Source organism: Caulobacter zeae, assembly GCF_002858925.1.
In the GTDB taxonomy this organism is placed as follows: Bacteria; Pseudomonadota; Alphaproteobacteria; order Caulobacterales; family Caulobacteraceae; genus Caulobacter; species Caulobacter zeae.
The window spans coordinates 1-13,052 of sequence record NZ_PJRS01000034.1 but is presented as its reverse complement, the minus strand read 5'-3'; the positions used below and the strand labels follow the sequence as shown (position 1 = coordinate 13,052).

2 protein-coding genes are annotated in these 13,052 nt (G+C 73.6%); one reads left to right on the top strand and one right to left on the bottom strand.

The genetic code is table 11. The annotated features are described in order from the left end of the window. Nucleotides 1–25: 25 nt before the first annotated feature. Nucleotides 26–208, bottom strand: coding sequence for a Flp family type IVb pilin (locus SGCZBJ_RS16475; protein WP_058347900.1), 183 nt, complete (start codon nt 206–208; stop codon nt 26–28). 592 nt (nt 209–800) lie between these two features. Here SGCZBJ_RS16475 and SGCZBJ_RS16470 point away from each other — a divergent pair. Further along, nucleotides 801–12,884, top strand: a complete 12,084-nt coding sequence (locus SGCZBJ_RS16470; RefSeq protein ID WP_101719078.1) for an autotransporter outer membrane beta-barrel domain-containing protein — start codon at nt 801–803, stop codon at nt 12,882–12,884. Nucleotides 12,885–13,052: the final 168 nt, after the last annotated feature.

The window sequence follows — 13,052 nt, the reverse complement described above, 5'->3', positions numbered from 1 at the left end:
CGCCCCGCGCCGCCGACGACTTGGTTCAGCAGTTGGCGGCCGACGGATTGGCCACGCAGGTGGCGGCGTCCGTGATGGCCGTGCCGATGTTGGTGCCCAGCAGCACGGCCGCGACCGCGATGGCGCTGCCGATGATGGCCAGGATCAGGGCGTATTCGGCCGCGGCCGCGCCGTCTTCCTCGAAGATCAGTTCGCGCAGAGTATTCATGACGTATCCTCCTCTAAGTGTTCTCAACCGCGCATCTTTGTTCGCGGACAAAGAAGAGGTTTCCCCCTTCGTCGTGAATTAGCGGCTTAACGGTTTGGTAAGTAAATACACCGGTCGCTTTAATATGAAATCGGTACGTCTGGTCATGCGGCGTATGCCAAACGCACTATTTTTCAGTATTTGAGGCGCAAACGTCGCGTGTCTGGCGAATGTGCTTTTGGGTGTATCGACTATTCACCCGCCAATAGGTTGCCGATGCGAGTGTTTCGCTTGGTGGGCGGTCGCGCTAGCTCTACCGATGGCTGTATTACTCAATTTGGGGGCGCTGCTCAGGTAGGCGCAAACACCGCCTGATGCGCGTCCTCGGGCGGCCGGAGCAGCATGTGCGCTCCATTCTTGTCGTTGAATTTGTTGGAACTTTCTGTGTCCTGGCGCGCGGTGGTGCGACAGGATGACGCCCCGGGCGCGCGACGCCCGTCAGGCGCGGTGTGCCGATTGTCACCGCCCGGTGCGTCAACCGCGAAGAGAAACTGCTGGTTTGTGAACTCGAATATCACCATCCAGTCACGCTTTGGCGCCGGGGGATTGGAACATGGCGAAGAAGCAGACCATTTCCCGGCTGGCCCAGGCCGCCGCGCTCGTCGACCAACTGATCCACGCCATCGACACCGAGGGCCTGTCGCGAAGCGAAGCCGCCTCGGCCGCCGCCCAGGTCCTGGGTCTCGTCCAGAGCCTGTCCCTGCGCGGCGATCCCGACGCCGCGGCGCTCAAGGCCGCCCTTGGCCGTCTGGCCGAACGTCTCGCCCTGGCCAAGGACGATCCGGCCGCGCCTGAAGCGCCCGCCGCCGAGGCCACGGTCGCCGGCTCGCGCTTCGCCAAGCGTCTGAAGCGCCTGGCCATGATCGTCACCGCCGGCGCGGTGCTGTCCGCGCCGATGGCCGCCGCCGCGCGCGATACGGGCGCGAGCCTGGGCCCGGCGCTGATGGGTTCCTCGGCCGCCTCCATCGCCCTGATGGGCGCGCTGCCGGTCTATAGTGTCGGCGACATGATCGTGAACCCGGTGTCGGGCTCCAGCGAGAAGGTGGTCGAGAAGCTGACCACGGTCGCGGTCCGCACCGAGGCGGGCAACATCATCCTGCTGGCGACCGCGGTCGGCGACACCTTCACCGATCCGCAGACCGACAAGGACTACGAGGTGACCGCCGTCACCAAGAACGCCGACAATCGGGTGGTCGGCGTCACCGTCAAGGAAGCCGTCTCGGGGGCGAGCTCCAACCTGGTCGTCGTCACCAACAAGTCGACCGACATCGGTAATGTCGCCACCCCCCCTGGCACGGGCGGCAGCGGCGCGGGCAGCTTCGCGTTCACCCCGGCCACGGGCGACGTCAACACCTTCGCCGACGCCAAGTTCGGGGCCAATGGCGGCAACGGCCATGACGGCGGCGGGGTCAGCATCTGCATTCCGCTGATCGGCTGCGCCACCATTGCCTATTCGCCCAGCGCCGGCGGCGCCGGCCAGCCGGGGCCCGCTGTCAGCCACGACCTGACCGTGGCCAACAACGGCGATATCCAGGTCATTTCCGACAACCTGCCCGGCGTGGTGGTCTCCAGCGTCGGCGGCGACGGCGGCAGGGGCGGCAACGCCTTCGGCAACATCAAGGGCGCGGCCGGCGGCGCGGCCGGGGTCGGCGGAACCGTCACCCTGAGCAGCGCGGTGACCATCGTCACCGACGGCGTGAACTCGCATGGCATTTTCGCCCAGAGCCGCAGCGGCAAGGGCGGGCAGGGCGGCACGGGCTACATCGCCGGCGACGGCGGCACGGGCGGCTCGGCAGGGCAGGGCGGGGCGGTCACCGTCACCAACACCGGCGCCATCTATACCGGCAAGGCCGGGGCGATCGGCATCCTGGCCCAGAGCCTGGGCGGCGCGGCCGGGGGCGGCGGCGACAGCTACGGCATCATCGGCGACGCCGGCTCCGGCACGGTCGGCGGCAACGGCGGCGCGGTGCTGGTCCGGCAGGGCGGCCTGATCCAGACCCAGGGCAAGGACGCCCACGGCGTGCTGGCCCAGTCGATCGGGGGCTCGGGCGGCAACGCCGGCGACGCCGGCGGCATCGTCACCTTCGGCGACACCGGCAAGGCCGGCGGCGTCGGCGGCAGGGCCGAAATCGTCGCCAGTACCGGCTCGAGCACCAGCACCGAGGGCCAGGGCGCGCACGCCCTGTTCGCCCAGAGCGTCGGCGGCGGCGGCGGCAACGGCGGTGTCTCCATCGGTCTCGTGGCGTTGGGCTCGGGCGGCGGCGCCGGCGGCGCGGGCGGCCTGGCCAAGGTCACGGTCGAAAGCGGCGCGTCCGTCTCCACCAAGGGCGCGGATGCGCACGCGATCTTCGCCCAATCGGTGGGCGGCGGCGGCGGCAGCGCCGGCGTCAGCGGCGGCCTCGTGGCCCTGGGCGCTAAGGGCGACGCCGGCGGCGTGGCCGGAACGGTCGAAGTCGACAGCAGCGGCGTGGTCACGACCGACGGCGTCGACTCCCGCGGGATCTTCGCCCAGAGCGTGGGCGGCGGCGGCGGCGCGGCCTCCGGCACGGGCGGGCTCGTCTCGCTGGGCGGCTCCGGCGCGGCCGGCGGCGCGGGCGGAGCGGTCACCGTCAACACGGGCGCCGGCGGTTCGGTGAAGACGACCAAGCAGGGCGCCGACGCGATCTTCGCCCAGAGCGTCGGCGGCGGCGGCGGCAGCGGCGCCAGTTCCGGCGGGGTCGTGGCCTTGGGCGGCACGGCCGGCGGCGGCGGCGCGGGCGGCGCGGTCATCGTCACCAACGGCGGCGTCGTCGAGACGGGCGGCGACAAGGCGCGCGGGATTTTCGCCCAGTCTGTGGGCGGCGGCGGCGGCTCGGGCGGCGACGGCGGCGGCCTAGTCACCATCGGCGGCAAGGGCGGTGCGGCCAGCACCGGCGGCGCGGTCACCGTCACCAACACCGGCGCGATCACCACCAGGGGCGACCTCTCCAGCGCCATCCAGGCCCAGAGCGTGGGCGGCGGCGGCGGCGATGGCGGCAGCACGGGCGGCGTATTCCTGACCATCGGCGGCGGGGGCAACACCGGAGGCGGCTCCGGCCTCGTCACCGTCAGGCACGCGGGCGACATCTTCACCGGCGGCGCCGACTCCCACGGCATCTTCGCCCAGAGCGTTGGCGGCGGCGGCGGCAGCGGCGGCTCCAGCGTCTCGATCAGCGCCTTTGCGGGCGTCGCCATCGGCGGCGACGGCGCGCTGGGCGGCGACGGCGGAAAGGTCGACATCGACCTCAGCCAGAGCACGGTGACCACCGGCGGCTCCACCAGCCTCGTCGATCCGCTGATCGTCACCGGCGGCGATCGCGCGCGCGGCATCTTCGCCCAGAGCGTGGGCGGCGGCGGCGGCAATGGCGGCTTCGCGGCCCAGGTCTCGGCCGGCTACGGCGTCGGCGCCAGCGCGGCCGTGGGCGGCCGCGGCGGCAAGGGCGGCATGGGCGGCGAGGTCGACATCGACGGCGACGTGCTGATCCTGACCAAGAGCGACTATTCCGAAGGCCTGTTCGCCCAGTCGGTGGGCGGCGGCGGCGGCTCGGGCGGCTTTGCGCTCTCGTTCGCCTTCGCGGCCGGCGAGACGGCGGCGGCCGCGTTCTCGTTGGCCCTGGGCGGCCAGGGCGGCGACGGCGGCGAAGGCGGTCTGGTCGACATCAAGTCCGGCGGCGCGATCCTCACCGAAGGCAAGTTCTCGCCTGGTCTCGTCGCCCAGAGCGTGGGCGGCGGCGGCGGCAACGGCGGCTACACCGTCAGCTTCGCGGGCGCAGGGGCCGGCGCGGCTTCGGCCTCGGCGGCCGTGGGCGTCGGTGGCAGCGGCGGCAAGGGCGGCAAGGGCGGCGTGGTCGACGTCGATTTCGACGGCGCCATCACCACGGGCGACGATGACGCCATCGGCGCGCTGATCCAGTCGGTCGGGGGGGGCGGCGGCGGCGGCGGCTTCAACGTCTCGGGCGCGGTCGCCGTGGCCGGCACGGCCGGCGTCGGCGCCTCGGCCGGGGTCGGCGGCAGCGGCGGCGACGGCGGCGTCGGCGACGCGGCCACGGGCCGCATCGGCGGCGATGTCTCGACCAGCGGCAAGCGCTCGACGGCCGTGATCGTCCAGAGCGTCGGCGGCGGCGGCGGCAGCGGCGGCTTCAACGTCGCCGGCTCGATCGGCGGCGGCGGCACGGCCGGCGTCGGGGTCTCGGTCGGCGTCGGCGGCTCGGGCGGCAAGGGCGGAAACGCCGGGACCGCCACGGGCACGGTCGAGGGCGACATCCACACAAAGGGCGACCAGTCAGGCGGCCTGCTGGTGCAGAGCGTGGGCGGCGGCGGCGGCTCGGGCGGGTTCAACGTCTCGGGCGCCATCGGCGTGGGCCAGACGGCTGGGGCGGGGATCTCGGTCGGCGTCGGCGGCGCTGGCGGCGGCGGCGGCGACGGCATGCTGGTCGTCGGCAAGATGATCGGCGACACCCTGACCGAGGGCGCGGACGCCGACGGCGTGGTGGCCCAAAGCATCGGCGGCGGCGGCGGCAGCGGCGGCTTCAATGTTTCCGGCTCGATCGGCGGGGCGGCCACGGCGGCCGGCGGCATCAGCGTGGGCGTCGGCGGCAGCGGCGGCGACGGCGGCAAGGGCGGGGAGGTCCGTCTCGACGTCGCCGGAACGACGGCCACCAGGGGCTCGCACAGCGACGCCATCATCGCCCAGAGCGTGGGCGGCGGCGGCGGCAGCGGCGGCTTCTCGGTCGCCGGCGGCATCGCCCTGTCGGCCAACGGCGCCGGCACGGTCAGCGTCGCGGTCGGCGGCTCGGGCGGCAAGGGCGGCGACGCCGACATCGTCACCCTCAGGGTCAATGACGGCGTGGCCGACCCGCTGGGCGACCTGATCGCGGCCGTGACGCTGGGCGAAGGCGCGCGCGCCATCGTCGCCCAGAGCGTGGGCGGCGGCGGCGGCAGCGGCGGCTTCTCGATCGCCGGCGGCTTCTCGGCGGCCAAGAGCGGCGCCGGCAACATCGGGGTCGGCGTGGGCGGCGGCGGCGAAAAGGGCGGCGACGGCAAGGCCGTGACCGGCATGATCACCGGCGACGTCGGCACCAAGGGCGCGGACGCCTCGGGCGTGCTGGTCCAGAGCGTGGGCGGCGGCGGCGGCAGCGGCGGCTTCAACGTCACCGGCGGCATCTCGGCCTCCAAGAGCGCGGCGGGCAACATCCTGGTCGGCGTGGGCGGTTTCGGCGGCACGGGCGGCGGCGCGGGCAAGGTCGACGGCGGCGTCACCGGCGACATCGTCACGGAGGGCGATCGCGCCTTCGGGGTCAGCTACCAGAGCCTGGGCGGCGGCGGCGGCGCGGGTGCGTTCAACATCACCGGCGGCGTCAGCCTGGCCGCCAGCGGCGGCGGAACCGGCACGCTGGGCGTCGGGGTCGGCGGCTTCGGCGGCGACGGCGGCAAGGCCGGCGAGGTCGACGCCTTCCTGAACGGCGACGTCTGGACCAAGGGCGACGACGCCCACGGCGTCCTGCTGCAGAGCGTGGGCGGCGGCGGCGGTTCGGGCGGCTTCAACATCACCGGCCTGGTCAGCGCCTCGCAGGGCGCCAACGGCGCCATCGGCTTCGGCATGGGCGGCTTCGGCGGCGGCGGCGGCGACGCCGACATCGTCAAGGGCGTGCTGACCGGCGACGTCACCACCGAGGGCGACGGCTCGTTCGGCGCCATGCTGCAAAGCCTGGGCGGCGGCGGCGGCAACGGCGGCGTCAACGTCAGCGGCTCGGTCGCCCTGTCGGCCGGCAACAACGCCGCTGTGGCCATCGGCCTGGGCGTCGGCGGCTTCGGCGGCGGCGCGGGCGCGGGCAAGGACGTCACTGGAACCGTCACCGGCCGCTACCAGACCTCGGGCGACGAGGCCGACGGCGTGGTGGCCCAGTCGATCGGCGGCGGCGGCGGCTCGGGCGGTCTCAACGTCTCGGGCGCGGTGGCGGTCAGCGCCGGCACGGCCGGCACGGGCTCGGTCGGCATCGGCGGCTTCGGCGGCAAGGGCGGCGCCTCGGGCGCGGTGACCCTGACCCGCGTCGGCGACACCCTCACCGACGGCGCCAATTCCGACGGGATCATCGCCCAGAGCGTCGCCGGCGGCGGCGGCCAGGGCGGCGTCAATATCGCCGGCGGCCTGTCGGCGACCACCAAGGGATCGGCCGGGAGCTTCGGCTTCGGCCTGGGCGGCTTCGGCGGCGATGGCGGCCAGGCGGGCGACGTGACCGCCAGCGTCACCGGCAATGTCTGGGCCCAGGGCGTCGGCTCCGACGTCACCAAGCCCGAGCAGGTGGTCAAGATCCCGCTGTTTGGCGGAGACTTCGAGTTCACCATCCCCGCCGACCGCACGCGCCTGAACGGCTCCAACGGCGTGGTGGCTCAGAGCGTGGGCGGCGGCGGCGGCTCGGGCGGTCTCAACGTCTCGGGCCAGCTGTCCCTGACCACGCCGGGCGGCTCGTCGAGCGGCCGGGCGATCTCGCTCGGCGTCGGCGGCTTCGGCGGCAAGGGCGGCGACGCGGGCGCGGTCGAGCTGACCATCGCCGGTCCCGCCGCCGACCATGTGCAGGTCACGGCCGTTGGCGACGACCGCTATGCGGCCGTGGCCCAGTCGATCGGCGGCGGCGGCGGCGCGGGCGGCATCAACGTCTCGGGCGGGATCGCGCTCGACGGCCAGCTCACCGCGGGCGTCGGCGGCTTCGGCGGCGACGGCGGCAAGGGCAAGGACGTCGAGGCCGACGTCACCGCCAACCTGTTCGCGGCCGGCGACCGCTCGCGCGGCCTGATGGTCCAGTCGATCGGCGGCGGCGGCGGCGCGGGCGGCATCAACATCTCAGGCGGCGTCAGCGCCGACACCTCGAACAAGGAGCCCTCGATCGTCTTCGGTCTCGGCGGCTTCGGCGGCGCGGGCAACATCAGCGGCGACGTCACCGTCGCCCAGGACGGCCAGGTCTGGGTCGAGGGCGTCGACGCCATCGGCGTCCTGGTCCAGAGCGTCGCCGGCGGCGGCGGCTCGGGCGGCCTCAACGTCGCGGCCGACGTCAACATGGGCAAATCGACCTCGTCCTCGAACGGCTTCGCCATCGCCGTCGGGGGCGGCGGCAAGGGCGGGACCGGCGCGGACGCGGGGAACGTCTCGCTCGACAGCCTCGGCGACGTCATCATCAACGCCCGCCTCAAGGCCAATCCGGTCGCTGGGCAGGATGCCCTCGAGGCCGTCGACTTCACCGGCGGCGCCAAGGGCATCATGGTCCAGTCGATCGGCGGCGGCGGCGGGGTCGGCGGCGTCAGCGCCACCGGCGCCATCGCCCCCTCCGGCAATCCGGTCGCCCTGGGCATCGGCGGTTCGGGCGGTTCGGGCGGCGACGCCGGGACGGTCACGGTCGTGCGCGGCTACGCCGCCGACGGCTCGGTCGACGCCCACCTGATCCGCACCTTCGGCTACGACTCCGACGGCCTGGTGGCCCAGAGCATCGGCGGCGGCGGCGGCTCGGCGGGGATGAACTTCACCATCGCCGCCACCGTCGCCAACAAGACCGACAATCCGGTGGCCGCCATCATCACCGTCGGCGGCGACGGCGCGGGCGCCGGCTCGGGCAAGAAAGTCGACGTCGACCATGCTGGCAACATCGTCACCGACGGCGCCTACAGCGACGGCCTGATCGCCCAGAGCGTCGGCGGCGGCGGCGGCTCGGGCAACTTCAACATCGGCGCCGGCGTGCTCAAGGGCGCCAACGCCCTGAACATGGCCGTCGGCGGCGCCACCGGCGCGGCCGGCGACGGCGGCGAGGTCGAGGTCGACCACTTCGGGACCATCGTCACCAAGGGCGACAACTCGGTGGGCCTGCGCGCCCAGTCGATCGGCGGCGGGGGCGGCAACGCCGGCTTCGACATGGCCATGGGCGCGCTCAACAACAACGCCGTCAGCATCACCATCGGCCGCATCGGCGGCATGGGCGGCCTGGGCGGCGACGTGAAGGTCTCGTCGGACGGCGCGATCGACACCACCGGCGCGGACTCCTCGGCCATCTTCGCCCAGAGCATCGGCGGCGGCGGCGGAGCCGGCGGCTCGGCGGCGACCACCATCGTCCGGGCCTCGGGCGCGGCCGGCGTCGCGGTCGGCGGCAATGGCGGGGTCGGTGCTATCTCCGGCAAGGTCACGGTCGACACCGCCGCGACCATCGTCACCGAGGGCGAGCGCTCCGACGGCGTGCTGGCCCAGTCGATCGGCGGCGGCGGCGGCCTGGGCGGCATGGCCCGCACCTTGCAGTTCCAGGTCGGCGGCGCGCCGTCGGGTACGACGACCCGCACCGCCACGGTCAGCGTCGGCGGTTCCGGCGGCTCCGGCGCGGTCGGCGGCGCGGTCGAGGCGGCCAGCAGCGGCGTCATCTACACCAAGGGCGCCGACGCCTTCGGCATCCGCGCCCAGTCGATCGGCGGCGGCGGCGGCATCGGCGGCGCGGTGCTCAACGTCCGCGCCCAAGGCACGAGCAGCAACGACTCCTTCGACCTCAACATCGGCGGCTCGGGCGGTACGGGCGGCGCGGGCGGCGCGGTCGAAGTGCTCAATACCGGCCTGATCGTCACCGAGGGCCGCGGCGCGGCGGGCATCGCCGCCAACAGCATCGGCGGCGGCGGCGGCGACGGCGGCATCGTCGCCGAGGTGGTCGGCGGCTATGCCGGCGCCGACAAGCAGAGCCACCGCTACGTCATGAACATCGGCGGTTCCGGCGGCGACGGCGGCACGGGCGGCGACGTCACCGTGACCAACCGCGCCGTGGCCGGGGTCGCCGACAGCGGCGCGATCTCGACCTCGGGCGAGCGCGCCTACGGCATCTTCGCCCAGAGCCTGGGCGGCGGCGGCGGCAACGGCTCGACGATCCTGTCGCTGACGGCCCTGAAGAGCGCCGAGAACAGCGCCTCGGTCGGCCTCAACATCGGCGGCTTCGGCGGAACCGGCAACACCGCCGGCAAGGTCGTGGTCGACAACGCCGGCCTGATCCAGACCACCGGCGCGGACGCCTATGGCGTGCTGGCCCAGTCGATCGGCGGCGGCGGCGGCAACGGCGGCATGGTCATCGCCGCCAACATCCTGATCGGGGCGCTCTCGAACGCGCCGCTCGTCTCGGTGGGCGGGATCGGCGGCGACGGCGGCGACGGCGGCGAGGTCATCGTCACCAACAGCGGTCGCATCCTGACCACCGGCGCCCGCGCCCACGGCATCGTGGCGCAGAGCATCGGCGGCGGCGGCGGCGACGCCCAGATGGGCTTCAGCCTGACCGGCGAGGCCAAGAGCCTGATCCTGTCCAACGCCCTGGCCGCCACGGTCGGCGCCGTCGGCGGCGGCTCGGGCGGGCAGGGCGGGGCGGTCACCGTCAACCACTCGGGCGGCATCACCGTGCTCGGCGACGGCGCCATGGCCATCAAGGCCGAGAGCATCAACGGCGGCGGCGGCACGCTCGGCCTCGACTTCTCCGGCGTCATCGGCCTGCCGGGCCAGCCCTATCTCAGGCCCGACGGCTCCACCGGCCGCGTCGACCCGATGATCGTCGCCAAGGCCGGGGCCGAGAACGTTTCCGGCGCGGCCGGCGGCCTCGTCACCGTCAGGACCACCGGCACGTTCGGCGCGGCCGGCAATAACGGCGTGGCCTCGTTCGCCCAGTCGATCGGCGGCGGCGGCGGCGCGATCGACCTCAAGCTGCTGCTCTCGGGCCAGCTGGACGAGGTCAATGTCGACGCCCCCGTGGCGACGAAGGTCCAGCTGGCGCTCGGCGGCTCGGGCGGCCAGGACGTCGGCGGCGGCGTGATCGTCAGCGAGCACGCCGGCCAGATCGTCACCACCGGCGTCAACACCGCCGGCGTGCTGGCCCAGTCGGTCGGCGGCGGCGGCGGCCGCGCTTCGGGCGACGTCACGGTTCCGGCCGGGGCCCTGCTGGGGACCACGACCCTGACGCTGGGCGGCGCTGGCCAGACCGACGCGGCCGGCGGCGGCGTCTCCCGCATCCAGGGCGGCGCGGTCACCACCACCGCGGCCAGCGCCTCGGGCGCGATCCTGCAGTCGATCGGCGGCGGCGGCGGCTCGGCGGGCCTGAACCTGTCGGGCGCGGGGGCCGGCGGCGCGACCGTGGCGGCCTCGCTCGGCGCGCAAGGCGGTACGGGCCTGGCCGGCGGCCAGGTCACCGGCGCCTTCACCGGCGGCGTCACCACCCTGGGCGACCACGCCCTGGGCCTTGTCGCCCAGTCGATCGGCGCGGGCGGCGGAGAGGTGCATGTCGCCGGCGCGCCCAAGCTTTCGGTCGCCCTGGGCGGGACCGGCGGCGCGGCCGGCGACGGCGGCGACGTCATCCTGACCAACAGCGGCGCGGTCCAGACGGCCGGGGCGGGCGCCCACGGCGTCTTCCTGCAGTCGGTCGGCGGCGGCGGCGGCGCGGCCTTCGGCGGCTCGTCGGCCTCGACCGTGGCGCTCAGCGCCGGCGGCGTCGGCGACGGCGGCCATGTCGACTTCCGCCAGACCGGCGACATCGTCGCGACCGGAGCCGGCGCCTATGGCGTCGTCGCCCAGAGCCTGGGCGGCGGCGGCGGCTGGGTCGACGGCAAGTTCGCCGGCGCGGCCGGCGGCGCAGGGCAGGGCGGGGCGATCGACCTCGTGCTCTCGGGCCAGGTCTATGCGGCCGGAACCGATTCCACCGCCGTCTTCGCCCAGAGCCTGGGCGAAGACGGGGCGGGGAACATCGCCGTGCGCACCACCGGCTCGGTGCGCGGCGGTTCGGGAACCGGCGCGGGCGTCCAGATCAGCGGCGGCGCGGCCAACGGCCTGGCCAACACCGGCCTGATCTCGGCCGTCTCGGGCAAGGCCATCGTCTCGGGCCAGGGCGACGAGCGGGTCGACAACCGCGGCGTCGTCATCGGCGACATCGACCTGGGCGCGGGGACCAACGCCTTCGACAACCAGTCCGGCGGGGCCTTCATGGCCTTCAAGACCATCGACCTGCGCGATCCGGCCGGAACCGGTCCGTTGTCGACGCCGGGCGGCGGGATCTCGACCCTCGGCGTCTCGGCCCAGGCCGTGCCCAATGGCGCTGCGACCTTCACCAACAGCGGTGACTTCCTGATGGGGCTGTCGGCCTCGCGCGTCCCGATCGACCTGGCCGGCGGCGCGACCTTCGCCAATCTCGATGGTCTCGGCGACGCCAGGACCAACGCCTATTACGGCGCGCGGGTGATCAACACGGTCGCCCTCGACGGCCACTTCGTGCAGACGGTGACCGGCCGCTCGGTGTTCGACGTGGCCTTCGGGCCGTACGCCTCCGACCGTGTCGACGTCACCGGCGACGTCGCCCTGGCCGGGACCGGCGACGTCACCCTGACCTGGTTGCAGGACTCAAAGCCCGTGACCCTGTTCTCGGCGGGCGGCTCGGCGACCGACAGCGGCTTCAAGGTCACCGACACCCTGGCCATGGACTATCGGGTCCAGACCAGCGGCGGCGCGGTGCAGCTGGCCTTCGACACTCACTTCGACCAGGGCTTCCTGGCCCTGAACGAGCGGGCGCTGGGCAAGCACATGAACTCGGCGATCAAGGTCGGCGATAGCGGCGGCATCGGTCGCCTGATGGCGCTGATTGGCAACCTGCCGGTCGGGCAGGAGGCCGCCTACAAGGCGATCTTCGCCAACCTCAATCCCGAGCCCCACCTGGCCCCGCTGCGCAGCCAGCTGGCGTCGGCGAACGGCTTCTCGCAACAGCTGTTCGGCTGCGCCAACCCGACCCTTCAGGTCGACGGCAAGTGCAGCTGGGCGGTGATCGAGCGTGCCACGGCCGACGGCGAGCGCGACGCCGACTCCCTGGCCGTCAAGGCCGAGGGCGGGCGCCTGCGCGGCGGCTTCGAGCAGTCGCTGGACGGCGGCTGGTCGTTCGCCACGGCCGTGGGCTACGAGCGCCTGGACCGGGTCATTGTCGACGGCGGCCGCTCCTGGTCGCAGGGCCAGGGCTTCAGCGCCGGCGCCGGCTTCAAGCGTCGCTCGGGCGGGGCCGAAATGGCCTTCTCGCTGTCGGGCGGCTGGCAGTGGATGGAGACCGCGCGGCTCGTCGACGTCTTCACCAACGGCCGGGCCGAGTCCGATCCGGAAAGCGGCTATGTCCGCGCCGACGCCCGCTTCGCCTACGTCATCGAGAACGGCCGCCTGTTCGTGCGTCCGGCGCTCAATGTCTGGGGCACGGGCCTGCACCAGCGCCGTTTCGAGGAGCGCGGGCTGGACGGCATGGGCGCGCGGGGGCTTTCCGACACCCAATGGATCGGCACGGCCAATCCCGAGCTGACCCTGGGCTTCGTCATGAAGGAAACCGCCCGCAGCCAGGCGGCGGTGTCGTTCACGGTCGGGGGGCTGTTCAACTCCACCGACAAGATCCAGATGCCGTTCCAGCTGATCGGCGCCAACGCCTCGTCGGACCCGGCCCAGATCCGCACTGCGCTGGATCGTTCGGGCTGGCGCGCCGGCGTCGACTTCCACGTGATCGGCGACGACCGCGTCTCGGTGAAGTTCAACTACACCACCGAGTTCGGCGACCGCACCAGCAACCAGGCCGCCGGCCTGAACCTGCGGGTGAGGTTCTAGGAAGGGGGCCTGTCGAAGCGCTCGCTCAAACTCCCGTCATCCCGGAAAGCGCGAAGCGCTTATCCGGCGACTGTGTTGGGTCAAGGCTGTTTGAGCCAGGGCTGGCCGGCCTTGAGCATGCTGTTGGCGGCGACGACGAGCTTCCTGGCGATGGCGACGAGGGCGACC